This is a genomic window from Myroides fluvii (assembly GCF_009792295.1).
GTDB lineage: Bacteria > Bacteroidota > Bacteroidia > Flavobacteriales > Flavobacteriaceae > Flavobacterium > Flavobacterium fluvii_A.
On sequence record NZ_CP039934.1, the window covers coordinates 2,321,169 to 2,346,987 of the forward strand.

Consider the following 25,819-nt stretch of genomic DNA (forward strand, 5'->3'; position numbering starts at 1 on the left):
AATGTCAGGGATAAAAAACGTTTTACATAGATAAAAAACGTACAAGTAAAAGTGTTTTTGTTTTTTTACAGTTTAAACCTGTTTCTTTTTGTTTAGTTAATTTATTTGCGCTTTAAATGAATTAGAAATGAAAAAAAAATTATGGATTGCTATTTGGAGTACTTGTAGTTTCAGCTATGCACAAGTGGGAGTTAACACAATGGATATAACGAGTACCTTAACAGTACAAGGATCTGTATCCGCTAATTATCGGGAAATAAACAAGAGTAATTACAACATCCAACAGGATGATTATAATGTAAGTTATCACAGTAATGTTAATGATGGAGTATTTAATCTACCTGATATAAGAAAAGATGGAGGAGCTTTTGGTAGAATATACAACATTAAAAATGCGTCAAGTACAAAATTGTTAACGTTAAAGACACTATCCAATCAGTCTCTTCGATTCGGTGGGGATTATCCAAATAATGTGAATGAGTTTACTATTCAACCAGGGCAGTACTTATATTTAACAGCAACGAAAGAGTTGTATTGGGATGTGTATCACTATACAGATACTTATGGAAAAAAGACGACGAAAATAGACGATTATCTATCGGATACTTCTGTTGTACGGTTGGGGAATTTTAGTGCTCGAATTGAGAGAAAACCCAATACCGTTGGACAGGATAAGATACATCTTCAGTGTATGCTACATCAACTTGATGATACGTACATTGTTTCTCATACTATTGTGGCATCACCCAACGCGATAACACAAAGGGATTATAATGATTTTAAAAAAGCAAAAGCAAATACTTGGGAATATGTATATGCGGAGGGTAGAGTTTCTGTAGTACCTAATTTGGACGTAAATAAAACTCAAATGCTAGTAAGTCATGTAACGGTATTGAGTTCAAGCGAAACGTACAGAATCACCTGTACTGTTTTTAGTCAAACTTTTATAGCTGGAGGAAGGGTAATACTTAAGCTTGAGAAATTACCGTAAATAAAAAATGCCGTTCTAGGTGTTTTCTACTGTTTCTTTGTTGTAGAGATTAGCTCCAAACCTCTTGTGAAGGTGGAAAAAAGAGGTGTTGTAACCGCAATAAACACATTTTATAAAATACACGAAGTTGCATCTGATATTTAATGTTTATGAATTTAAAAAGAATGCGTAAATTTAGGTGTTGAATAAGTATCTACTTCGACTATTAAAGCATTCAAATCATGGTATCATTATTTTTCGAGTCAGAATGGGTTATCTATATTGAAGTTGCTTACTTCCTTATCGCCACGCTCGTTGCTTTGCGAATTATCTATGATACAGATTCTATCTCAAAAACATTGGCCTATCTTTTATTGGTGTTCTTTGTGCCCGTATTCGGAATCATCTTCTATTTTTCTTTTGGAATTAACTATCGAAGAAGAAAGATGTATTCTAAGAAATTAATCGCCAATGACAACTATGCTGAGCGCTTTTATAAGCGAATGGGCGAAATACACCTCGATTTAAAAGAACAAGGACATCCTATCATTGATCAGCATCGTTCTTTCGTAAAACTGCTGTCTAATGCAATTGTGGGGGAAGGTCCATTATTGGTAGACAATGATGTTGAACTTTTGCAAAACGGCGAAACTTTTTTTCCGCGTTTATTGGAAGACCTTCGAGCGGCAAAACATCACATTCACCTTGAGTATTATATTTATGAAAATAATGAAATCGGAAAGGAAATTGCTGAAATTCTCAAAGAAAAAGCTAGTGAAGGAGTAGAGATTCGCTTTATTTACGATGATTTTGGCAGCCGTAGCATTCGAAAAAATATCGTGAAAGATTTGCGATTACATGGAGTACAAGCATTTGCTTTCAATAAAATTATTCTCTTGGCACTTGCGAATCGTTTAAATTACCGCAATCACCGTAAAATTGTGATCATAGATGGACAAATTGCCTATACAGGGGGAATTAATATATCAGATCGCTATGATAACAGCAGAAAGGCTGAGAATGATTATTTTTGGAGGGATACGCATATTCGAATCGAAGGAAGTGGGGCCTATGGGCTCCAACACGTCTTTTTGACCGATTGGAACTTCTGTAGTAAAGAAAATATTAATTTCTCTGCTGATTATTTTCCGAAAATTCACATGGGGAAAAAACAAGTACTGCCTTTACAAGTGATTGCTTCTGGACCGGATTCTGACGTACCTTCAATTTTGTTTAGCGTTTTGCAAGCTATTCAAGCAGCAGATAGCGAAATTTGTATTACAACGCCTTATTATATACCGGATGAATCTCTTCAGGTAGCGATTAAAATGGCGGTGCTCAGTGGGAAAAAGGTAAAGTTATTGTTGCCGGGAATTACAGATTCTCTTACGGTTAAATTAGCTTCAGAGTCCTATTTTCAAGAATTATTGGAATCGGGTGTTGAAATCTATTTGTATAAAAAAGGATTTATTCACGCCAAGACGTGGGTGACAGATACGGGAATTAGCTCTGTTGGAACTTGTAATCTGGATCATCGAAGTTTTGATCTGAATTTCGAGGTTAATGTTGTGTTATACGATATGGATCTTGCTAATCAAATGCGTGTTATGTTTGAAGAGGATTGTAAAAATTCAATTAAATTGGAATTGGAGCGATGGAATAAGCGTTCGAAGTGGCACCGTTTGAAAAATAATTTTTTACGCTTGTTATCACCTTTACTGTAAATCGCTTATCGTTCACAGTGCTTTAAATGACAATTACACAACATCGCAACGCGCACAAAAAAAAGGATACCCTCTCAGGTATCCTCTTTAGAAATAATAATTGAAGCTTTATTATAGCAATTTAGAACAGTCCTCCTGATCCTCCACTTTGTTTGGTGTTGCTATCTCTATGTTTTCTTTGTAATGAACGTCCTTTTCCACCCCCGAAGGTATAGTTTACACCGATATATACCGATTGACTTTCCCATTTAAATTCGCCTGTTGATGGGTACGGATATTTTGTTTTGAACTTGTAAGACATGGTATTGAAAATGTCATTAAATCTCACGCTGATGCCTAATTTATTGTTCATTAATGCATAACGGGCTCCTGCATCAATTTTGTACATTTCTTGTGCGTCTGAAGTAATACCATCCACTGCTCCTCTGTAAAAACCAAATAAATTGAAACGCAAGTTTTTCGTTGCTTTGAAGTTACTGTTTAAACGAGCATTGAATGCATTGGCTGTGATATCACGCAATACGGTTTGCATTGTTCCTGTTGCATCTAATTGCGAGACAAATCCCGTTTGTTTGATGCTTGAGAAATCAACCGCAGGCTGCATATCCCACCAAGGAGTAACGATAATATTAGCAGAAACCTCAAATCCATAAGCGTCATTTGATTTGTAGTTGTCAAAAGTCATTAATAATGCATTGGGATTGTCATTTTCAGGATCATCGTAAATTACGTGATTGATTTCGTGATTAATACGTCTGTAGTAAACCCCAGCAGTAACGCTACTTCTCTTAGCAAATAATCGCGTGTAATTTAGCTCTACTGAATTGGTAAACTGCGGTTTTAATTCTGGATTTCCAACCATTGTCATCAATGGTGTTGAAAATTGACGTACAGGATTCGTTTGTCTTACACCTGGACGATCTACACGACGACTATAGCTCAAGTTAAACATGTCGTTTTGTGTTAAGTTATATCCTACATAAACAGAAGGATAAAGAGTGATATAGTCATCTTTAAACGCAGCTGTTCCATCTAACTTAGAATCTACTTTATAACTTTCTACTCTGGTTCCAACTTGGTAGTTGAATTTTCCTAAAGTCTGACCAAATGTAGCATAAGCTGAAAAGATATCTTGATCGTATTTATTAGCAATAGCTGCCTGGTTCGATGGAATCAAAGGATTATTTGAACTGAAATTATTATCAGCTCTTGAAATTCTACCTTCTGCTCCTAACTCTAATTTTGTATGGTCGTTCAATGGGTTTACGTAATCAATATTCACCGTAGACAAGGTGTTTTTGTCGTTGTTTCCATCTTGATACAATAAATCACTAGCGATACCTAATTTTGTTAAGTAATCCCCGTCCATATCCGCTTTGTTGATGTTGTGGTTTACTTCAACATCTAGCGTATGTCCTTTTTTCTCAAATAAATGCTTATACGCTAAGTTGTACGTGCTGAATGTGTTTTTGTTGTCGTATTTTGTCTTTTGAAAAATATCGTCAAACGATTGATCAGGGTAGATTGTCGTTGTTTTTAGATTCAAATTACTTTTGTTTGTACTTTGATTCGTATAAAAAGACAACGTATTATTGTCATTGATATAGTAATCAACCCCTACTTTGTATAAGATATTCTTATTCTTACTTAACATATTAATCGTTGTGGGAGATAGGATATCTTGACGGAACATGTCTCCGTCATTTTTAGACTTACCATCCGAATAACTCGCATTTCCAAAGAAGTTTAATTTTCCTTGTCTGTAGTTTAAGTTTAAAGAAGTTGTCGATTGAATATTTTTTGCAATCGTCACACCGCTATCTATAGAACCATTGAATCCATTTGCTGTATTCTTGTGTAAGACAATGTTGATAATTCCTGACATCCCTTCTGGGTTGTATTTTGCACTTGGATTCGTAATTAATTCAATACTTTTAATCGAAGTCGATGGAATTTGTTTCAACAATTGCTCGGCAGACATATTTGTTGGTCTTCCATCTAATAAGATTCTTACGTTTTCGTTTCCTCTCAAAGATATTTTACCGTCCTTGTCTACGTTTACAGAAGGGATATTGTTCATGATATCCGATGCTGTAGCTCCTACCGTTGTTAAATCTTTACCTACTGTAATTACTTTTCGGTCAATTTTTTGTTCGATAGTAGAGCGTTCAGCCACAATATTGACATCTGCTAAAGTTGTTGATTCAGCCTCTAAATAAATTGTACCTAAATCAGTAGCATTTTTCAAGGCTATTTCTTTGTGATAAGGGGTATAACCGATAAATTGAATATCCAGGTTATACGTATGAGCAGCAGCAGTAATAGAGAAGGTACCATTATCTGTGGTCATTCCACCAGTGATAACCGTATCTCCTTTTTTCAAAGTAATTGTCGCATAAGGGATCGCCTCCTTGAGGTTTTTATCAAGTACACGCCCTGTTATTTTTACTGAACCTTGGGCGAAAACACCACAGCAGGACAATAGGAAGAACAATAAAGATAGTTTTGAATTCATTTGATTAGTTGAATTATGTTTTTGTCTACTCTAATAGACTGAGAAAGCTTGTTTTTGTTACAAGAGAAAAATGAAAATAATTAAATAATTAAATATTATATTTTGCAATATTCTTATTTTTAATAAGTTAGGTCTTATTTAGAAAAAATATAAATATAGGAGATACCTTTTTTTTACGGTTGAAGTACGGGGAATAATGAAGAATATGTGCAACAAGCTACAGCTTTAGGAAAAGCATTAGCCTAACAGTAAATTGGAGTTGTCTATGAAGCACCTAAAGTAGGAAAATGGGGAGTTAAAAAGGAAAACGGATAACATGCTAAAAAAAGTTTAAAAACCAAGTTTGTGCCTTTTTTTTTCGTATTTTCCCTACTTGAGTTTGAATACGACAAAAAAATGGAAAAAAACAATAATAATATAGCGATACTCGTTGATGGAGATAACGCACAAGCCAAATTATTAGAAAATATATTAGCAGAGGTTTCAAAATATGGAAAAGTTACAATTCGACGTATTTATGGCGATTGGACTACTCCTCAAATGAATAGTTGGAAGGATTTATTAAATGATTTGTCTTTCTCACCTATTCAAAAATTTAATTATACTTCGGGGAAAAACTCGACTGATAGCTCCTTGATCATTGATGCCATGGATATCTTACACGCCAAAATGGTCGATGGGTTTTGTATTGTCTCTAGTGATAGTGATTATACAGGATTAGCCAAGCGAATTCGAGAAGAAGGAATCTTTGTAATGGGAATAGGAGAGAAGAAAACACCGACTGCCTTTGTGCAATCCTGTGAGATTTTTACTTATTGTGAAACGTTGATGCCCAAAGTAGTAAAAGCTGAGAAGAATGTTAATCAGGAGAAAAAAGCAGTCGTAGGTGAAGAAGAAGACAATGATACTTTGACTATCACTAAAAAAGAAATGCGACTCATTGATAAAGCTTTTGATATGTCCGTGGATGAAGAAGTAGAAGCTTATATTTCTACGGTAGGGAATAACCTGCGAAAACTAGATCCAAGTTTTGACTCGCGTGATTATGGTTTTAGAAATTTAACCGAAATGTTTAAACATCTAAAAACCTACGAAGTCATTAATAATAATGTAAAAGGATTAAATCATCCTTTAGTAAAAAAGAAGTAACCGAAAGGTTACTTTTTTTTTGATAGCTAATTTGATTAAAAACCTTTTTCATTCAATTATTAATCTGTTTATGTTTTTTTATACATTTGGGCAAAGCAAATGTGTTTTTTTATATTATTCTTCTTTTTTGTTTGGATTAAGACGAATAAGAAAGAAAACGTGCAATAATAACTCAACCGTATGACAGAACAAGAACTAAAAACATTAACGGATGAAGCGTTAATTGAAAAAGGAAAAAAAGCGAAAACCTATGCTATAATAAATGCCGTTATGATTGGCGTTTTTGTTGGAGTGGCAATTTTCAGTACGTATAAAAAGGGCATGGGATTTTTTACCGTCTTTCCCTTGTTTTTTGTTTTTATCTTATTGAAAAGTGGACAAGAGTATAAAGTTATTGAAAGGGAACTTAAAGAACGAAACCCAAGATAATATGACTCATTGTTCAAGTTGTAATTTGAAAGAATCTGGTAATTTTTGCTCTAATTGTGGGCAATCTCTGGTTGTTGAGCGGATTGATCGTAAATATGCCTTGCAAGAATTGATGAAACTCACAGGGTATGAAAAAGGTTTTATTTACACGGTTAAAGAATTAGCCATTCGCCCTGGTCATGTGATTCGTCAATATTTGATGGAAGATCGACAGCGAATTACAAAACCCATTACTTTTCTTATCCTGACATCGTTGATCTATACCCTTGTTAGCCATTATTTCAAGTCTGATCTCATTCATACGGGAATGATGAAATCGATGTATGGAGATTCCTATATTTTTGAACTGTCTGTTTGGGTACAACAACATTATGGATATGCCAACTTGTTGATGTTAGTGCCTATTACTTTTTGGACTAAGCTTTTGTTTGACAAATACCAATACAATACGTATGAAACTTTTGTCGTGACGAGTTTAATTATGGCTGAAGGAATGCTGCTGTACACGCTCCAAGTGTTGTTGAATTTTGTATTTCCAAAAGTTATTCTGCTTAACGAATTGATTACAGCCGTTGTTCTATTTTTTTACGTGGGTTGGGCTATTGGTAAGTTTTATGGAGGAACCAAAGGCAATTACTTTAAAGCATTACTTAGTTACCTGCTCGGAGTAGCGTCTTTCCAAGTCATTGTAACAGTGATTGGAATAATTGTAGATATTGTATTTAAAAAATAAATAAAAAAGGTCAGCACAATTGCTGACCTTTTTTATTTCATTATTTATAACTAATATTAATGAGTTAATAATCAGATTATAAATTAAATAGCTTCGATATAAATTTCGACGTTAGTCGAGGTCGTTTTAAATCCAACTTCGTAAGTTGTTCCTTGGTAGCTGAACGTACTTTTGTCTTTAAAAGGACTGTTAGCTATTGGTAAAAAGATCTCTTTGGTGTTTTTATTGTATATTAATTCTTCTTGGAAATAATTATCTAAAACATTCATTCTTTCCCAATTTCCGCTTGGAGGGAGATTATTTGCATCATAATTGGGGGCAAAACTAGATTTTACAATGGATCCTGTAATTGGAGTTTTGCCATCATACACTTCAAATTTTATGAAGTAAATTTTACCTAATTTAGCGAGGGAATTGTATTCTTTTTGTGTGGCATTTTGCGAAATTAGTATAGAATTGTTGGCTAAAGTTCCGTTGGCATTCCATATGGGTTGAGTGTAGTATATAGGGTTAGTATATTGAGAAGTATGGGATTCTATTGTTCTAGCGTTAATGGATACATAATCATAGTTGATATAGTTACCATATTCATGTCCATTAGCAGTAAGATTGGGACTATTTGTAGTAGTTAAATTATGTCCCCAATATTTTAAGTCATCTGCTCCATCGTATACGGCAAGTCCAGAATAAGCGGCAAATTTGAAGGTAAAATCAGTGTCATTTCTGATAATAAAAAGATAATTATTTACCATACCACCACCATTGATTGAATCATACTTATATGGAGTGTCTACATTTATATCAGGATGACTTTGTTGAATATCTTTGCCAACTAGTGTAGATGAAGCTGTAGGTTCTTCATTAGAACAAGATAGCAAAACTAGTGTTAAACTTAAAAAAAATAATCTTTTCATAAAATAGTTATTGTGGTTAATTAATTAAAATTAGTTGTTTTTTATTTGCAATAAGGCTATTAAAACTGTAATAAATGTTAAAATAAAGAAATTTATTTTTTATTTTATTGAATACATTTACCGTAAATGTATAAAAAAAGTGATCAAAATATCTTTTGACCACTTTGGTATTTTGCGAGCCTTATTATTTAAACTATTTCTTTTTTTGCTGGCATATTTTTAACGACTGAAAGCAAAATGTAAAGCAAGATGATTATTGGAATAGCTAAGTAATGTAAAGCGATTAATAAAATAACCGAAACAAGAACAAAGCCCAATTGCAATTTATAGGCTCCCAAATTTTTAGGATTAATTTTCAATGAAAACAACGGTAATTCCGCATTCATGATATAGGCACTCAATACGCTAATGATAACCAATACATACGGATTACTCAAGAATGAAATAATCGTCTCAGAATCAGTTGTACTTACAATTAAGGGTAAGCTCAAAATAAAAAGGGCATTTCCTGGCGTAGGTAATCCGATAAATGAATCCGTTTGTCTGGTATCAATATTGAATTTCGCTAAGCGATATGCCGCTCCTAAAGTTATAAGGAAACCCAAATAGGGAACGATAGCCATATAATATGTTTCCGGGGTAAGATTGTACAAACCTTGCGTTTCTTGAATATTCGCTAACTGTTTGTAAATAATTAACCCAGGTACAACACCACTGGTTACCATATCGGCTAAGGAATCCAATTGAAGTCCTAATTCGCTCTTAACGTCGAGAATTCGCGCTACAAATCCATCCCAATAGTCGAAGAAAATACCAATACACACCCATAAAAAGGCCATGTGGATATTGTCGTCAAATGCATAGATACAAGCTATTAATCCTGAAGAAAGGTTTAATAAAGTGATGAAATTTGGAAGGTGTTTTTTCATGTATATCTTAATTTTAGTCTTCGTATAATTCAAACAAGGCACTTTGTTTTCTATACAAAGGTATCATAAACTTAGTAATAATAATATCTTCCTAGCCTTTTAGTTTTTTACTATTTTTACAACTTAGTATGAATAATAAATAAAGGTTTGTGAAAAAGCTAACAGTGTGTACGTTATTATTTTGCATAGGAATTGCAGCTCATGCGCAAAAAGCGCGAAAATATTCCAATGAGTTTTTGAATATTGGAGTAGATGCCGTTGCGATGGGAATGGCTAATAGCGTAGTTTCTTCAAGTGGAGATGTGAATTCCGTCTATTGGAATCCTGCGGGACTGATGCAATTGGAAGATCAACAGGTCGCTTTGATGCATGCTAGTTATTTCGCTAATATTGCTCAATATGATTATGCCGCATTCGCTATGCCGTTAGATGAGCGAAGCGCTTTGGGAATTTCAGTTATCCGTTTTGGTGTTGACGATATTATGAATACAACCGAATTAATTGATCAACACGGAAATATTGATTACAATCGCATTAGTTTGTTCTCTGCCGCTGATTATGCCTTTGTCCTTTCTTATGCGCGCAATACGCCCATTCCAGGGTTGACTTACGGTGTCAATGCTAAAGTAGTGCGACGCGTTATCGGAAAGTTTGCCAATTCTTGGGGATTTGGATTTGATGCTGGTGTACAGTATAAAACCAATTCAGATTGGATGTTTGGTGTGATGGCCCGCGATATTACAACCACGTACAATATGTGGAATATCAATAAAAAAGAATACAGCAAAGTGCAAAATGCTGTGGAAGGAATGAATCAGGAATTGCCAGAAACAACAGAAATCACCCTGCCTAAATTACAAATGGGCGTATCGAAAAACGTGAAACTCTCTCGTGATTTGAATTTGCTAGCTGCATTTGCGCTTCACGTTGAATTTGCTGAAACCAATGCCGTGATTTCAAGTGGATCGATGAGTATGACCCCTTCACTTGGTGTTGAGTTTGGTTATGCTAATTTAGTGTTCGTTCGTGGTGGAGTTGGAAATTTCCAAAATAACAGACAAATGGACAATAGCCAGAAGATGGAATTTCAACCCAATATTGGTGTGGGATTCCACTACAAAGGAATTCAAGTCGATTATGCTTTAACTGATATAGGGGATCAAAGTGCAGCTATTTACTCCAACGTATTCTCATTGAAATTAGATTTAGGAATTTTTAGAAAATAAAAAATGAAAAAATTAATCGCGCTGTTCTTTGCTGTGTTTATGATGCAAGGAAGCTTTGGAAAAACAGCAGATAGACAATTGTCAGAGAAAGCAAGAATCAGTGTTTTAACCTGTGGAACGGGCGAACAACTTTATGCGCTTTTTGGACATACAGCCATTCGAGTGTATGACCCAACAGAAGGGATTGATCGTGTGTACAATTATGGATTGTTTGATTTTAGAATACCGAACTTCTATCCTAAATTTGTGAAAGGCGATTTGCTTTACTTTGTGGATTACGATAGTTATGAAAGTTTTGTCGTTAACTATGCTTATGATAATCGTTCTGTGGTTGAACAAGAACTCAATCTTTCTCAAGTACAGAAACAACGCGTTTGGAGTCTTTTAAACGAATCGTTGAAGGAGGAAAATCGCTTTTATACGTATAAATTTATTGATCAAAATTGCACGACTAAAGTCGTTGATGTCTTAAATGAAGTGTTAACTGAACCAATTAACGTTGCGATTGAAGGAAATACAGCAAATTATCGTACAATCTTAAATACGTATTTAAAAGATCGTTATTTCGAAAAATTGGGAATTAATCTGATTTTTGGAAATAAAGTAGATTACCCGTCTACCTCGTTGTTTTTACCTGATAAATTTCAAGCAGGATTGGCTCACACCATGAATGGAGATCAACCTTTGGTGAAAGAAGAAGTTACCGTTTTTCAAGCTAAACCGATTGATGCTTATGTATGGTGGAATACCTACTGGTTTGCCTCTCTACTTTGTGCTTTAGTGTTGGTTTTGTCTATCAATCGCGTAGTTCGCTCCATTTACTTTATCGCCATGGGGCTTTTTGGACTATTTTTTCTATTAATAGGATTTTATTCCTTTCATAGTGAAGTATTAGTAAATAATGTGATTTTGCTATGTAATCCCATCTTACTTTTTATTCCATTTGTTAATAATAAAGGTAAAATTAAAAGAATATTAAGATTAATTGTTTTATTAATGTTAATGCTGTATGTTTTTTTGAATTTATTCTCAGAAAAATTAATAATAACGCTACCTTTGTACCTCTTAACTCTGACAACTTTATTTTTAGAGTTTAGAAGTAGTGTAGAAAAGAATAGAGAAAAATAACAAACTATGTTTTCATTTTTTAAATCTAAACCGATTTTAAAAAACTTAATTCCCGAAGGTTATGTGGATATTCATTCCCATTTAATTTATGGTATTGACGATGGAGCCAAGACAATTGATGATACAAAATACATTATCTCTTCGATGCAAAACCTCGGCTTTGAACAAGCAATCGCCACACCCCATACCACACCTTTAGTTTGGGAAAATACGCGTGAAGGTATTTTAGTACAACATCAAAAAGTACAAGAACAATTGCCTCAAGAATCCAAAGCAATTGGGTTGAGTGTTGCTTCAGAATATTTGATGGATGAAAGTCTATTGCCCTATATCGAAAACAAAGAACTTTTAACGCTAAAGGACAATTACGTTTTGGTTGAAATGTCCTATATGAATCCACCTATTCAACTCATGGATATCTTGTTTCAGTTGAAATCCAACGGATATGATATTGTATTAGCTCACCCAGAACGCTATAATTTTTATCACCAAAATACAGCCATGTACAAAAAATTGAAGAAAGCAGGTTGTCTTTTTCAAATGAATTTACTCTCCGTAACTGGATATTATGGCAAACATGTATTAGAAGCCGCAAATTATTTATTGCAACACGGATTGATTGATTTTGTAGGATCCGATATTCACCACGAAAAACACATCAAGGGATTTGATGCTAAAGTGGAGGTAAAAGCCATTGAGTTTTTTACGCAAGCAATTAATAATAATCAAGAGTTTAGAAAGTAGGATAACCTTTTTTTGTAACTATTTGATTTGTAGTGTTTTTTACTAAAAATACTTGAATGCATTATTGTCTGAATTATAGATGAAGTTTACTTTAGTAGAAGTAGTAATTTAAATTTTTAGACAATGAAACAAGCATTAATTCTACTTGTTTTTGGAGCTGTTTTTAGTACAGGATGTAGTAAGGATAGTACAAAAGAAAAAGAAGAACAAACAGTAAAAGAGGCCTTATTAGATTTAAAAATAAAGGAGGCAACTAAGGTCTTTGATCAGTATGGATGGACACCTGATTCTAATGTCAATCGCAATAGTAAGGCATTTAGAGCAGCATATGAGCAGATGGATTTAGAACAGTTGGATAAAATCCTCAAGATGTTTCATGAAGGGGTTGAATATGAAAATATTGATTCTATAAAGGGAGATAATAAAGGAGATGCTGATTATACAATAAATTCGACATAAAAAAAGCCACTCATTGAGTGGCTTTTTTTATGTTTGGATAAAGATTATTTATCTACAACTTCACCTTTAATTCTCAAAGGCACTGTACCGTTTTCATAGTTTACGGCATTAGATTCAACAGTAATTGTACGGCTGATTCTTCCGATGCTCATGTTGTATTTTACATCGATGTTTCCTTTTTTACCTGGCATGATAGGCTCTGTTGGTTTTGAAGGAACGGTACATCCACATGTAGAACGCACGTTTGTAATGATCAACGGTTGATCACCTGTGTTTGTGAATTCGAATGTACGTAATCCATCGTCATTCCCTCTAATCACTGTTCCGTAATCGATGGTGTTGTTCTCAGCAGCGAACTGAATTTTTGGACCACTTTGAGCGAATGATAAGGCACTAGATAAGACTAATGCGAATACTGCTATTAATTTTTTCATTACTATAATTTTTGTTGTTTTGTAAAATTAGAAACTTTTCTAAAACTCGCAAATTTTTTTCGCATATTCGATTTTAGATATACTTTTATAATTGACGAGTAATAATTACTTTTGTACAACACAAAGATAAATAAAACTAAGGTTACAAAAACGGAAAAAGTGGTTTTTCTGTCCAAGGGCCTGATGTTTTTTCTTTTTTTTAATAATTAAATTATAGAATAATGGTAATTCCTGCACAATTTGACGCAAAGCAAGTAGAGCAAAAATGGTATCAGTATTGGATGGAAAATAATTTTTTCCGATCTGTACCAGATGAAAGACAGCCGTACACCATTGTAATACCTCCTCCAAACGTAACGGGAGTATTGCACATGGGGCATATGTTGAATGTTACAATTCAAGATGTATTAATACGTCGCGCACGTTTAAAAGGGCTAAACGCATGTTGGGTCCCTGGAACGGATCACGCATCTATTGCAACTGAAGCCAAAGTCGTCGCTAAATTGAGAGAGCAGGGAATCAATAAAAACGACTTAACTAGAGAAGAATTCTTAACACACGCATGGGAATGGAAAGAGGAATATGGCGGTGTGATTTTAGACCAGTTGAAAAAACTAGGAGCTTCTTGTGATTGGGAACGTACAAAGTTTACAATGGACCCAGAAATGTCACAACAAGTAATCAAGTTGTTTGTTGATTTGTATAATAAAGGACTGATTTACCGTGGGTACCGTATGGTGAACTGGGATCCTGAAGCGAAAACAACCTTATCGGATGAAGAGGTTATTTACGAAGAACGCCAAGGAAAACTGTATCACGTAAAATATCAAATCGAAGGAACTTCGGATTATTTAACGATTGCAACAACGCGTCCAGAAACAATTTTGGGAGATTCTGCCATTTGTATTCATCCAAATGACGAGCGTTACCAACATTTAAAAGGTAAAAATGCAATCGTGCCGATTTGTAATCGCGTGGTGCCTATTATTTTCGATGAGTATGTAGATATGGAATTCGGAACAGGATGCTTGAAAGTAACGCCTGCTCACGATGTAAATGATAAAGAGTTAGGGGAACGTCACAACTTGGAAATTATAGATATTTTCAATGCAGATGCTACGTTAAATGATTTAGGCTTGCACTACAAAGGAAAAGATCGCTTTGTGGTTCGCAAGGAAATTGAAACGGAATTAGCAGCCATTGGTGCGTTAGATAAAGTAGAAAACTACCTGAATAATGTAGGAACGTCTGAGCGTACAAAAGCTGTAATTGAACCGCGTTTATCGGATCAATGGTTCTTGAAAATGGAAGAGTTAGCAAAACCTGCTTTAGATGCGGTAATGACAACTGAAGATGTAAAATTATATCCAAGTCGTTATAACAGTACCTATAGAAGTTGGTTGGAAAATATTCGCGATTGGAATATTTCTCGTCAATTGTGGTGGGGACACCAAATCCCCGCTTTCTACTATGGAGATGGGAAAGAGGATTTTGTGGTGGCTGAGACAAAAGATGCGGCTCTTGAATTGGCAAAAGCTAAATCAGGAAAAGCAGATTTGACAGTGACTGATCTAAGACAAGATGAAGATGCATTAGATACCTGGTTTTCTTCTTGGTTATGGCCGATGGCTGTTTTCAACGGATTAATCGACCCAGAAAACGAAGAATTTAAATACTATTATCCTACAAATGACCTTGTTACTGGTCCGGATATTATTTTCTTCTGGGTAGCGCGTATGATTATGGCTGGATATGAATATACAGGGGTACAACCCTTTACGAATGTTTACTTCACCGGAATTGTACGTGATAAACAACGTCGTAAAATGTCTAAATCCTTAGGAAACTCTCCTGATGCTTTAGGATTGATTGAAAAGTTTGGGGCTGATGGAGTACGCGTAGGGTTATTGTTGTCTGCTTCTGCAGGAAACGACATCTTATTTGATGAAGAATTATGTGCACAAGGAAAAGCGTTTACCAATAAGGTTTGGAATGCCTTCCGTTTAATTAAAGGATGGGAAGTTTCAGAAACTTTAGCACAACCAGAAACAGCAAAAGTTTCTTTAGCTTGGTATGAAGCGAAACTTCAAAAAACACTAGTGGAAATCGAAGATCACTTCTCTAAATACAGAATTTCAGATGCGTTAATGGCGATCTATAAATTGGTATGGGACGATTTTTGTTCTTGGTTCTTGGAAATGATTAAACCCGGTTACCAACAGCCAATTGATGCAATTACTTACAATAAAGTAATTGAACTATTGGAAGAAAACTTGAAGTTGTTGCATCCATTTATGCCATTCTTGACCGAAGAAATTTGGCAACTTATTAATGAACGTACAGCAGAACAAGCCTTGGTTATTTCTACATGGCCAGAAATGAAAGCATTTGATGAAAATGTAATCAAAGAGTTTGAATTTACAATGGAAGTAATCGCTGGTATTCGTACAATTAGAAAAGATAAAAATATTTCTTTCAAGGATACAATTGATTTGAAAATAATCAATAAGGAAAAAGTATCCACTTATTTTGACTGTGTTATTTCAAAGCTTGGGAATGTAACTAGTATGGAGTACGTGACAGATCAAGTAAGCGGAGCTCTTTCATACCGAGTAAAATCGAATGAGTATTTTATTCCAATGGAAGGAAATGTCAATGTAGAGGAAGAAATTGCCAAATTAGAAGAAGAGTTGAACTACTTAAAAGGGTTCTTGAAATCCGTACAAGGTAAACTATCGAACGAAAAATTCGTAAGTGGTGCACCCGAACAAGTCGTAGCCAGCGAAAAGAAAAAAGAAGCAGATGCTTTAGCAAAAATTGCTACAATTGAACAAAGTTTAGCTGGTTTAAAATAATAAATTAGCAAATTGATCATAAAGGTCTTTGGTTAGTATATGCTAATCAAAGACCTTTTTTTATCTTCGTTTTCATGAAATACAACATCCATACCCATCATCCAACGCATAGCGCAGATACCGTAGAAATAGTCAATCAAGACGTATCTAAAGTGGATTTAAGTATTCCTCAGTTTTCTTTGGGAATTCACCCTTGGTATATTGATGAAAATGAGATCGATAAACAACTAACTTTTATTGAAGACAATCTCCATCATCCAAATTGTTTGGCGCTAGGTGAATGTGGCTTAGATAAAAAGATTGAAATTCCGTGGGCTCTGCAAGAAGAAGTTTTTGTAAAACAATTACTTCTTGCAGAAAAAAATAAAAAAGCTGTAATTTTGCACGTCGTTTCCGCTTATCAAGAGGTTATAGCGCTAAAGAAGAAATGGAAGATTACTGTTCCACTTATTGTTCACGGGTTTAATAAGCATCAACAAGTGGCAGCAAGTTTGTGGAAAAATGGATTCTATTTATCGTTTGGCAGTGCTTTATTGCACAATGAACGATTGCAAGAAACTTTCTGTACGGTGCCTAATGCGTTTTTGTTTTTAGAAACAGACGATGATGCCACCACTGCGATTGCGGCAGTATATGCTAAGGCAACGGAATTGCGTCCTGATATTGCGCAGCTTGTAGAAGCGAATTTTAAACGGATATGGAGTAAAGAATACTAATTGGAACCTTTAGGGGGATTAATAATAAGAGATAGATGGCTATTTGGCAAGAAAGAGCAGCCTTACTTTTTAAAGAAGAAGGACTAGAAAAATTAAAAAACGCCAACGTATTAGTTGTTGGATTAGGAGGAGTTGGATCATTTGCTGCTGAATTTTTAGCACGTGCAGGTGTAGGGAACATGACGATTGTTGATGGAGATACTGTGGATATCACCAACATCAATAGACAATTACCTGCATTACATTCGACCATAGACAAACCGAAAGTACACGTCGTTGGAGACCGTTTGATGGATATTAATCCCGAATTAAACTTAACGCGTATGGAAGAGTTTTTATCACCAGAACGCACCCACGAGGTAGTAACAGAAGAATATGACTATGTTTTAGATTGTATTGACAGTATTACGCCTAAGATTAATTTAATTTTAGCAGCGAAGCGCAAACGCGTGAAAATTATTAGCGCTATGGGAGCGGGAGGAAAGATGTTAGCCTCTAAAATTGTGGTCAAAGACATCAGTAAAACAGATGTGTGCCCGTTGGCAAAACAAATTCGAAAACGCTTGAAAAAAGAGGGAATCTCATCTGGAGTAAAAGCTATTTTCTCAACAGAGAAACCAGACGAAAGTAGTTTGAAAATGACGGATGGTTCGAACTTCAAAAAATCGTTTTTTGGAACAAATAGTTGGATGCCCGCTTTGTTTGGATTGCATGCAGCCGAAAACGTGATACGTTACTTATTATCTAAATAACATACAAAAAAAGGAACTCCGTTGTAGAGTTCCTTTTTTGTATGTCATTTAAGAGGGTAATGCATCGAGTGCTAGTAAAATCTGCAATACCACAATTAGTATAGATAAGATCCACAAAAAACCATAAATGATATATTGAAAGAGGCTGGTTTTTTCTCCTGCTATTTTCTTTGCTTTTTGGAGCATCAACATCGGGATAATCAACGCCAAAACTACCAGCGAAATAGAGGCATATCCCAAGGCAATAACAAAACCATCAGGATAGAATAACGCAAACAGAATTGGAGGAAGAAACGTCAAAATAAAAGCACTAGCATTGTGTTTGATTTTGGGACGATCTTTAGCCAAATCCTTGATGTAATCGTTTAGAGCAAGTGCAACACCCCAAAAAGAAGTTAGAATTGCGGCCGCTGCAAAAATGGTAAATGCCACTTTGATAAACGGCGAACTATTGATTTCTCTGATTGATAGGAGTAGACCTTCTAATCCGGCATTGTTTTGTAAAATCGCGCTAAATACACTGCTTTCAATATTTCCTAAGATGGTAAGTTCCCAGATTAGATATAGAAGCAAAGGGATAATACTACCGATAAAAAACACCCATTTGAGTTGACGTAAGTTTCCATCCAAGTACTTAACTAAACTTGGAATAACCACGCTAAATCCGAAAGAGGTAAAAATAATGGGAATCGTTGCTAACACAGGAAAAGGACTTTGTGGTACATAACTCAAATATGCCATCTCAATATGAGGCAGTAGGAGTCCTAAAACTAAACAAAGACACAGTATTTTTATAGTAAATATAACTTTGGTACTATAATCTACTGCCCTGGTTCCGAAGGCAATGATTCCTCCAAAAATAAGGGTAAAGAGAATCGCACTTAGTTGAGGAGAGACCTCAAAATGTAATAATTGTTCGAGATTGGATCTCAAAATATCCCCACCTCCTGCTATATAGGCACTTACAAGTGCGTACATCAAGGTTAACATACTCAATCCGGTGATAATAGCTCCGGGTTTTCCTAAATATTTTAAAGTTAGCGTATTAAAACCTGCAGAAGTGGGATTGTATCGATAGACATTTACTAGTAGAACGGAAGTATAAAACATAGCAAACCAAATACAGAATAGGGTGAATGACATAAATAAGAAACCTACCTTGGCCGATATAATGGGCATTGCTAACATTCCTGCGCCGATTGTAGTTCCTGCTACAATAAGAATACTTCCGATTAATTTTTGCATTTTGTTTAAAATTTTTGTTTTACTTTTTGCGTTATTTTTTCATTCACCTATAAAAAAAGAGAGCGAACAAGGATACTATTTACACAAGAATCGTACCTCTGATTGGTTCTTTTTCTTTTTTATTAGAAAAGATTCTAAAAAAAATAAATATATGTTTTATTTATATTTTTTGCGATAAAAATTAGTAAAAACTAATGGTAAAGGAAATGTAGGAGATGTTCATTGTGTTTTTAATCGAAAAAAAGATTTTTTTTGTAGAATAGTACAAGTGAAAAAAATAGAAAGGATTGATTCTCAGTTTAGCATGAGAAGTAAATAACTTAGTATGAATAAGAATAACAATTAATTCCTCGTTTTGAGCCTAAGGGAATTGAAGAACAATGTTTATCTTTGAGTCAATCAAAAGGCATGAAAAATGAAGAATATTGAGGAAGAGTTACTAGCCAAAAACATTAAACCTACTGCAATGCGGATTTTAGTGCTTAAATTTTTAAAGCAGCAACTAGGAGCCGTGTCTTTAGCCGATATAGAAAATAGTTTTGACCAATCGGATCGAGTGACAATTTATCGCACGGTAAAAACTTTTGAAAGCAAAGGATTGTTACACAGTATTACGGCGAATAATGTAACGCAATATGCCTTGTGTTCTGCTAAGTGTTCTGAAGACAATCACAGAGATACTCATTTACACTTTGTTTGCAATCAATGTAAAAAGACAATTTGCTTGACACAAGTCGCTATTCCCCCTATTGAAATACCGGAGGGATTTCAGCTCAGCGAAATAGAAGTGACTGTCAAAGGCGTGTGTGAACATTGTCAGGCGTAATTGCCTCGACTAACGTTGTGTTATATGTCGTATGATGAGTTGGGCGTGAACTCTTGAATTTTCAATAAACCACGTATGTGTATTTAAACCACCGCAAACTACACCCGCTAAGTACAAGTTCGAAATATTAGTTTCCATCGTTTCTGCATTGAATGTAGGTAGTAAATCCACCTCGTTTTGATTGGTAATTCCCAGTTGACGTAAAAAATTAAAATCGGGACGATAACCCGTCAAGGCTAAAACAAAATCGTTAGATAGCGTAATGAATTTACCTTGCTGCTCTAAGGTAACAGTGGCGGGATTGATAGCTGTCAGTTGACTGTTGTAGTAAACTTGAATCGCACCTTCTGCGATTCGATTTTCAATGTCGGGTTTTACCCAATATTTCACGTGTGAACTAATAGCACTATCTCGTACAATCATCGTTACTTTAGCTCCTTTTCGATAGCACTCTAAAGCTGCATCCACGGACGAGTTACTTGCTCCAACTACCACAACTTCCATATGGGCATAATAATGAGGATCATTGTAATAATGAGAAACCTTAGGTAGGTTTTCTCCAGGAATATTCAAGAGGTTTGGGAAGTCGTAAAAACCTGTAGCAACAATAACGTGTGTAGCGTTATATCTGTCTTTTGAGGTTTCTATTTCGAAATGGCCTTCCGCTTGTTTGTGAACACCTAGTACGGTTTCAAATAAATGAATTGATAATTGGTGAAGATGAGTTACACGTCTGTAGTATTCCAACGCTTCTTTGCGTCTAGGCTTGTTTTCTGCACTAATAAACGGAATATCATCGAGTTCTAATCGCTCAGAAGAGGAGAAGAACTGCATATTGATGGGATAGTGATAGAGTGAATTTACCAAACAACCTTTTTCAATAATAAGATAAGATAATCCCGCTTTTTTAGCTTCAATCCCACAGGCAATTCCGATTGGACCACCACCGATAATTAGTACATCTATATGTTTCATTCTCTTGTAAATAAACCCGTGGTTTGCTATTAGCCTTTGGGGTATACAAAATTATTGAATTATTTTGGTTAAGAGAAGGAAAAGCACAAGTTTACAATGGAGTATAAAAAAGGGGATGCCTATACAGACATCCCCTTTTACTATGATTTAGAATGGATTATTCGTTTACTTTGTCAGCAACTAAGTGAATTCCAATTTCCATGTCTTTGCTAATTGCCCAATCAGCTGGGTTAAGTGCAGCACCAGAATCTTTATCTGTAGTACCGAAAACTAATCCCCATTCTGTACGATCAGCCATGAATGCAGCATCCATAACAGCTTTTCCGTTCTCAACAGTTACTTTAGCTGGGAAAGTAATGTTTACAGTTTTTCCTAAGATAGTTAAGTTTCCACTTACGATTTTGTTTGCACCTTCAATTGTACTAGTGTGTTTTGCAGCATCGAAATCTTCAACTTTTGTGATTTTGAAATCAACTGTTGGGTTTTTCTCTACGTCGAAGAAATCAGGACTTTTTAAGTGTCCTTCTAATTTTGCTAAATCCTCATCAGCATCAACAGAAGCACGGTCAGCTTTGATAGAAGCCATATCCACAGTATATGAACCAGCGTTTAGTCCATTTGCATCAATAGCAATATCTCCAGCTGTTAAAGTTAAGGTACCAAAACGTGGGTTTAATCCACCTTTATGTCCTACTTTCCAAGTTACATTACTCTCTGTTAAGTTAACAGTGTATTTGTCTCCTTGTTCTACTGCAACTTCTTGCTCTGCTGTAGTTGTTGCTTTATCAGCATTCTTATTTCCACATGAGGCTAATGAAAGAGCAGCTACTACTGCTACTGATAATAAAATTTTTTTCATCTTAATTCGCTATTTTGTTTCCTCAAATGTACAATACAAAAATGAATATACAATAGTTTAATAAACTACTGAGTGTTAAAAAGTTATAAATAAACGTTTTTTGTGAAATAATGACGCTTATTTCGTTGAATATGTTTTTAAATAGATGTCTTTTAGGCCAAAAAAAAGGTTTTTTGTTGAAAACTTCTGTTAATGATTTCGGGGAAACAAGTACATAAGAAATCAATAAAAGGATGAAGTTTTTAGCCGTTGTCTAAAGGAAATAAAGAGAAATAGGAGGATAACGAAAGCGTTATCCTCCTATTTCTGATTTGCAACTACATGCTATAACTCTTTGAAAGTCGAAATAATATTTATCAATTCATCACCTTGATAGTCTTTGTTTTGTCCAATTGTCCAACCGATAATTTCGTAATTTCCTTTTTTACCTTCAATCAGCACTTGAATCATGTACATAAAGTTTCCTTCTTGTGACATGGATAGTTTGTAGATTTTCCCAGGTAAACCATTAATGCGAACTTCATCTTCTTTTACAATTTCATAATCAGGTCTGCTAGCATAAGCTGCTAGTGCTTTTTGAGTGAATGCTTTGAAATCTTCTTCTGTTGTTTTTGGAGATTCTTTTGCAATAATGTACACTTGTTTGTACGTATTCCCATACTGAATATCCGCATTCGGATAAAGATCTGTCATAACCGCTAGTGTCGAAGGCATTTCCATAGTAAATTGATCCTTAACCGTTACCGTTTGAGGAGGTGCCACTTTTTGATTACAACTAGCCAATCCTAGTGTTGCGCAAAGAATAAAGAATAGTTTTTTCATTTAAAAACAGTTTTAATAATAAAGAATATTTAAAGTTAACTCAAAATAGTGATACCTATTGCTATTTATATCTAAAATATTTTAGCTGGGTTGTTATACGGAAGCTAACTTTTAATTTAAGATTCAATTAAGGGGAATTAAATAGAATTTTGTACATTAGAAGGAATAAAACTAAAAGTAAAAAATTATGGCAAAAAAAGTATTAATGTTAGCAGGTGACTTCGTAGAAGATTATGAAGTAATGGTTCCGTATCAAGCATTATTGTCTGTTGGAGTAGCGGTGGATGTAGTTTGCCCAGGAAAGAAAAAGAATGATATCATCGCAACGGCCATTCACGATTTTGTAGGGTTTCAAACTTATGCAGAAAGTAGAGGACATAATTTTGTAATCAACAAGAGTTTTGATGAGGTAAAAGTGGAAGATTATGCTGGTTTGTACGTATGTGGAGGTCGCGCACCAGAGTATATTCGCTTAAATAAAAATGTGATTAAAATCGTGCAGTATTTCTTTGAAAAAAACTTACCTGTTGCGGCGATTTGTCACGGTATCCAAGTCTTAACCCCTGCTAATGTATTAAAAGGGAGAACCCTTACCGCTTATCCAGCAGTGGGGCCAGATGTTGTTGTAGCTGGAGGCATTTACAAGGAAATTGATGCAGATAAAGCAATAACAGAGGGCAATTTAACAACTTCACCAGCATGGCCAGGACATCCTGCTATTTTGAGTGAATTTTATAAGCTCTTGGGAATCAAAATTGGCTAAGAAGAGAAAAGCGGTGTGATAGTTTGCGAGGTTAAAAGAAGAACACATGTAAAACATTTCTTATTTTAGCAGCGCAAATTTTTTATATATGATTTCAGAACAACAATTTCAGGCTGAATTAAATCAAATTATCGTTAACGCCATACGCGAAGATGTGGGAGATGGCGATCATAGTTCATTGGCGTGTATCCCTTTAGAAGCTCGAGGAAAAGCACAAGTTTTAGTGAAAGAGGCGGGTGTTATTGCCGGAGTAGAATTTGCTCAAATGATTTTACAGTACGTTGATCCTAGATTGGAAGTTGAAGTTTTTATTCCAGATGGAACAGCTGTAAAAATAGGGGATATTGTACTTACTGTGGCAGGATCATCCCAATCGATCTTAAAAGCAGAACGCTTTATGTTGAATGCGATGCAACGCATGAGTGCTATCGCAACAAAAACACGCGTTTTTGTTGACTTACTCGAAGGAACAAAAACCAAAATATTGGATACGAGAAAAACAACACCGGGAATTCGCGCTATTGAAAAATGGGCGGTGAAAATTGCTGGTGGTGAAAATCACCGTTTTGCTTTGTATGATATGATTATGTTGAAAGACAATCACATTGACTTTGCAGGTGGAATAAAAGAAGCCATTGACAAAACGAATGATTATTTGAAAAACAACAAGAAAGATTTGAAAATCATTGTTGAAGCCCGAGATTTAGACGAGGTAGAACAGATTTTAGCTTGCGAGAATGTGTATCGCATCTTGTTGGATAATTTTGATTTTGAAACAACAAAGAAAGCAGTTGTGCGAATCGGCAATCAATGTCAAACCGAATCTTCAGGAAATATCAATGAAGATACAGTACGAGAATATGCACTTTGCGGTGTTGACTTCGTTTCGTCTGGGGCATTAACGCATTCGGTTTACAATATGGATTTAAGTTTGAAAGCAGTTTTATAGCGTATAAAAAATATGCATGTCTAGAGAAGTAGAGGATAAGTTAGCCCGTATACCTATTATTAATAAAATAGTTCGGGGACTACAGCGGATAAGGTTTTCCTTTCTTGAGGGATACTCCTTGTATGATCTAATCGAATTGTATTTGGTTGGAATCATAAAAGGGGCCTTTTCCTATCGAGCAGGATCCATCGCCTTTAGTTTCTTTATGGCCTTGTTTCCCTTTGCACTGTTCATTCTGAATTTAATTCCCTATATCCCCATTGATAATTTTCAGGCTGACTTTTTGCAGTTTATTGAAAATTCTGTGCCACCTAATACCTACGAAGCTATTCAATCTATTATTCTCGATATTATGAATAATAGTTATAAGTCGTTGTTGTCTTCCGGATTTTTACTCTCCATTTTTTTAATGACGAATGGGGTTTTTGCTATTATTGGCGGATTTGAATCTTCTTATCATATTACAATTTCACGTAATATTATCAGACAGTATCTCGTGGCATTAGCACTTTCGCTTATTTTGTCTTTTGTTCTGATTTTTTCAGTCGCTTTTTATGTGGTATTAGAAGTGTTAATTTACCGTTTAGCTATTGATGCTAATTGGTTTGTTTGGCTGCGTAATTTGTATTTGTTGATGGTCGTATTACTGACTACATCTATTCTATATAAGTTTGGAGCGAAAGAAACCAAAGGCGTTTCCTTTATTTCCATCGGTTCGGTTTTTACTACTATTCTGTATGTTTTAACCTCGTATGGCTTCGGTGTTTACGTGCTTCGATTTGCGCGATATAACGAATTATATGGGTCAATAGGAACACTTTTAGTGGTCATGTTTTATTTGTGGATTAACTGCATGATTTTATTGTTGGGATTTGAATTAAATTTAGCGATTCGTAAAATTAAATTGAAAAAATAAGTATATTTGATTGTGATGTTTAATTTAAAAACCGAAAAATGTTATGAAAAACTCAATACTTATACTTTTGTTTTTTATGGGGGGATTGCTTACCACTCAGGCTCAATCTATCCTTGGAAAGTGGAAAACGTTTGACGATCAAACAGGTGATGCTAAGTCTATTATAGAGATCTCAGAAAAAGGAGGGAAATACCAAGGAAAAGTTATCGAGATTTTAAATCCAGCCAAAAAGGATTCAAAATGTGAAAAATGTCCGGGTGAAGATAAAGGAAAACCAATTGAAGGTTTAGTCATTATCAAAAATCTGACGAAAAAAGGAGAAGAATATACTGGGGGAACAATTATCGACCCTCAATCTGGAAAAGAATATAAATGCTCCATCAAAATGAACGGAAAAACAAAATTAGAAGTTCGTGGCTACGTTGGGATTTCATTAATTGGACGAACGCAAACCTGGACTAAAATGTAAATATAGAAAGGCTATCCGAATCGGTAGCCTTTTTTGTTTCTATTAGAATGCAAAAAGAAGGAAGTTCGCCTTTCCATTTCATTTAACATATTTTTACTCGTCAATTTAGATGAAATTAGAGAAAGGTCAGTTACCTTTGAAGGGTCTATGTGTTGGTCGTTAGATCGTTAGGTTTATTTTATTGCAAACAGTAGAAGAGGAAGTATTCTTTTGCGTTTTTAGACGAAGTAAGCTTTAGTTGTAATCTTTTTCCTGCTGTAGCTAAATAAATGAATAACAAGTATAGTGGATGAATTCTCTATGTAGAGAAAACCTTAT

25 protein-coding genes are annotated in these 25,819 nt (G+C 34.9%); 17 read left to right on the top strand and 8 right to left on the bottom strand.

What is annotated here, in order from left to right:
• Nucleotides 1–127: 127 nt before the first annotated feature.
• Entirely contained in the window at nucleotides 128–991 is an 864-nt protein-coding gene (locus tag FBR08_RS10630; protein WP_158962687.1) for a hypothetical protein, read from the top strand.
• Between the two features lie 221 nt (nucleotides 992–1,212).
• Entirely contained in the window at nucleotides 1,213–2,694 is a 1,482-nt protein-coding gene (gene cls, locus FBR08_RS10635; RefSeq protein ID WP_158962688.1) for a cardiolipin synthase, read from the top strand.
• Between the two features lie 121 nt (nucleotides 2,695–2,815).
• Here the strand turns inward: cls and FBR08_RS10640 are convergent, their stop codons facing one another.
• Nucleotides 2,816–5,209, bottom strand: a complete 2,394-nt coding sequence (locus tag FBR08_RS10640) for an outer membrane beta-barrel family protein (RefSeq protein ID WP_158962689.1) — start codon at nucleotides 5,207–5,209, stop codon at nucleotides 2,816–2,818.
• A gap of 396 nt (nucleotides 5,210–5,605) precedes the next feature.
• Between FBR08_RS10640 and FBR08_RS10645 the strand changes: the two genes are divergently transcribed.
• The 3 genes from FBR08_RS10645 to FBR08_RS10655 all read left to right on the top strand — a co-directional run bounded on the left by FBR08_RS10645 (nucleotide 5,606) and on the right by FBR08_RS10655 (nucleotide 7,520).
• Nucleotides 5,606–6,358, top strand: coding sequence for an NYN domain-containing protein (locus FBR08_RS10645; RefSeq protein ID WP_158962690.1), 753 nt, complete (start codon nucleotides 5,606–5,608; stop codon nucleotides 6,356–6,358).
• 180 nt (nucleotides 6,359–6,538) lie between these two features.
• Nucleotides 6,539–6,787 carry a hypothetical protein gene (locus FBR08_RS10650; protein WP_158962691.1) on the top strand — a complete coding sequence of 83 codons (249 nt, stop codon included), beginning with the start codon at nucleotides 6,539–6,541 and terminating at the stop codon, nucleotides 6,785–6,787.
• A gap of 1 nt (nucleotide 6,788) precedes the next feature.
• On the top strand, nucleotides 6,789–7,520 hold the full coding sequence (locus FBR08_RS10655; RefSeq protein ID WP_158962692.1) for a DUF3667 domain-containing protein: 732 nt from the start codon (nucleotides 6,789–6,791) through the stop codon (nucleotides 7,518–7,520).
• Nucleotides 7,521–7,603: 83 nt separating this feature from the next.
• On the opposite strand, the gene FBR08_RS10660 is transcribed toward FBR08_RS10655, so the two are convergent.
• A complete protein-coding gene (locus tag FBR08_RS10660; protein ID WP_158962693.1) occupies nucleotides 7,604–8,398 on the bottom strand; it encodes a hypothetical protein in 795 nt (264 codons plus the stop codon).
• 224 nt (nucleotides 8,399–8,622) lie between these two features.
• On the bottom strand, nucleotides 8,623–9,363 hold the full coding sequence (locus FBR08_RS10665; protein WP_158962694.1) for a CDP-alcohol phosphatidyltransferase family protein: 741 nt from the start codon (nucleotides 9,361–9,363) through the stop codon (nucleotides 8,623–8,625).
• A 149-nt stretch (nucleotides 9,364–9,512) separates the two neighbouring features.
• Between FBR08_RS10665 and FBR08_RS10670 the strand changes: the two genes are divergently transcribed.
• The 4 genes from FBR08_RS10670 to FBR08_RS10685 all read left to right on the top strand — a co-directional run bounded on the left by FBR08_RS10670 (nucleotide 9,513) and on the right by FBR08_RS10685 (nucleotide 12,920).
• The gene (locus FBR08_RS10670) at nucleotides 9,513–10,589 is read left to right on the top strand and encodes a putative type IX sorting system protein PorV2 (protein WP_158962695.1); all 1,077 of its coding nucleotides are present in this window, start codon (nucleotides 9,513–9,515) and stop codon (nucleotides 10,587–10,589) included.
• A gap of 3 nt (nucleotides 10,590–10,592) precedes the next feature.
• On the top strand, nucleotides 10,593–11,717 hold the full coding sequence (locus FBR08_RS10675) for a lipoprotein N-acyltransferase Lnb domain-containing protein (protein ID WP_158962696.1): 1,125 nt from the start codon (nucleotides 10,593–10,595) through the stop codon (nucleotides 11,715–11,717).
• Nucleotides 11,718–11,723: 6 nt separating this feature from the next.
• Nucleotides 11,724–12,461, top strand: coding sequence for a tyrosine-protein phosphatase (locus FBR08_RS10680; protein WP_158962697.1), 738 nt, complete (start codon nucleotides 11,724–11,726; stop codon nucleotides 12,459–12,461).
• A gap of 123 nt (nucleotides 12,462–12,584) precedes the next feature.
• Nucleotides 12,585–12,920, top strand: a complete 336-nt coding sequence (locus FBR08_RS10685) for a hypothetical protein (RefSeq protein ID WP_233266095.1) — start codon at nucleotides 12,585–12,587, stop codon at nucleotides 12,918–12,920.
• Nucleotides 12,921–12,964: 44 nt separating this feature from the next.
• On the opposite strand, the gene FBR08_RS10690 is transcribed toward FBR08_RS10685, so the two are convergent.
• A complete protein-coding gene (locus FBR08_RS10690; protein ID WP_158962698.1) occupies nucleotides 12,965–13,354 on the bottom strand; it encodes a DUF1573 domain-containing protein in 390 nt (129 codons plus the stop codon).
• A gap of 221 nt (nucleotides 13,355–13,575) precedes the next feature.
• Here FBR08_RS10690 and FBR08_RS10695 point away from each other — a divergent pair, with 221 nt between their 5' ends.
• From FBR08_RS10695 to FBR08_RS10705, 3 genes are all read left to right on the top strand, one after another.
• Nucleotides 13,576–16,209 (top strand): valine--tRNA ligase, encoded by a 2,634-nt coding sequence (locus tag FBR08_RS10695; RefSeq protein WP_158962699.1) that lies wholly within the window; start codon nucleotides 13,576–13,578, stop codon nucleotides 16,207–16,209.
• A gap of 74 nt (nucleotides 16,210–16,283) precedes the next feature.
• Entirely contained in the window at nucleotides 16,284–16,925 is a 642-nt protein-coding gene (locus FBR08_RS10700; protein WP_158962700.1) for a TatD family hydrolase, read from the top strand.
• 35 nt (nucleotides 16,926–16,960) lie between these two features.
• A complete protein-coding gene (locus tag FBR08_RS10705; RefSeq protein WP_158962701.1) occupies nucleotides 16,961–17,677 on the top strand; it encodes a tRNA threonylcarbamoyladenosine dehydratase in 717 nt (238 codons plus the stop codon).
• A 48-nt stretch (nucleotides 17,678–17,725) separates the two neighbouring features.
• On the opposite strand, the gene FBR08_RS10710 is transcribed toward FBR08_RS10705, so the two are convergent.
• Nucleotides 17,726–18,922: an aromatic amino acid transport family protein gene (locus FBR08_RS10710; RefSeq protein WP_158962702.1), complete on the bottom strand. Its 1,197-nt coding sequence runs from the start codon at nucleotides 18,920–18,922 to the stop codon at nucleotides 17,726–17,728.
• A gap of 415 nt (nucleotides 18,923–19,337) precedes the next feature.
• On the opposite strand from FBR08_RS10710, the gene FBR08_RS10715 reads away from it, so the two are divergent.
• A complete protein-coding gene (locus FBR08_RS10715) occupies nucleotides 19,338–19,748 on the top strand; it encodes a Fur family transcriptional regulator (RefSeq protein WP_158962703.1) in 411 nt (136 codons plus the stop codon).
• A gap of 9 nt (nucleotides 19,749–19,757) precedes the next feature.
• Here the strand turns inward: FBR08_RS10715 and FBR08_RS10720 are convergent, their stop codons facing one another.
• The 3 genes from FBR08_RS10720 to FBR08_RS10730 form a co-directional block, all read right to left on the bottom strand.
• Nucleotides 19,758–20,723 (bottom strand): YpdA family putative bacillithiol disulfide reductase, encoded by a 966-nt coding sequence (locus FBR08_RS10720; RefSeq protein ID WP_158962704.1) that lies wholly within the window; start codon nucleotides 20,721–20,723, stop codon nucleotides 19,758–19,760.
• Between the two features lie 157 nt (nucleotides 20,724–20,880).
• A complete protein-coding gene (locus FBR08_RS10725; protein ID WP_158962705.1) occupies nucleotides 20,881–21,582 on the bottom strand; it encodes a YceI family protein in 702 nt (233 codons plus the stop codon).
• A 324-nt stretch (nucleotides 21,583–21,906) separates the two neighbouring features.
• A complete protein-coding gene (locus FBR08_RS10730; RefSeq protein WP_158962706.1) occupies nucleotides 21,907–22,404 on the bottom strand; it encodes a lipoprotein in 498 nt (165 codons plus the stop codon).
• Nucleotides 22,405–22,591: 187 nt separating this feature from the next.
• Here FBR08_RS10730 and FBR08_RS10735 point away from each other — a divergent pair, with 187 nt between their 5' ends.
• The 4 genes from FBR08_RS10735 (at nucleotide 22,592) to FBR08_RS10750 (ending at nucleotide 25,501) form a co-directional block, all read left to right on the top strand.
• Nucleotides 22,592–23,167: a DJ-1/PfpI family protein gene (locus FBR08_RS10735; RefSeq protein ID WP_158962707.1), complete on the top strand. Its 576-nt coding sequence runs from the start codon at nucleotides 22,592–22,594 to the stop codon at nucleotides 23,165–23,167.
• Between the two features lie 88 nt (nucleotides 23,168–23,255).
• Complete coding sequence (gene nadC / locus FBR08_RS10740; protein WP_158962708.1) at nucleotides 23,256–24,116, top strand: carboxylating nicotinate-nucleotide diphosphorylase; 861 nt, start codon at nucleotides 23,256–23,258, stop codon at nucleotides 24,114–24,116.
• A gap of 16 nt (nucleotides 24,117–24,132) precedes the next feature.
• The gene (locus tag FBR08_RS10745; RefSeq protein ID WP_158962709.1) at nucleotides 24,133–25,032 is read left to right on the top strand and encodes a YihY/virulence factor BrkB family protein; all 900 of its coding nucleotides are present in this window, start codon (nucleotides 24,133–24,135) and stop codon (nucleotides 25,030–25,032) included.
• Nucleotides 25,033–25,075: 43 nt separating this feature from the next.
• Nucleotides 25,076–25,501 carry a DUF2147 domain-containing protein gene (locus FBR08_RS10750; protein WP_158962710.1) on the top strand — a complete coding sequence of 142 codons (426 nt, stop codon included), beginning with the start codon at nucleotides 25,076–25,078 and terminating at the stop codon, nucleotides 25,499–25,501.
• Nucleotides 25,502–25,819 lie beyond the last annotated feature (318 nt).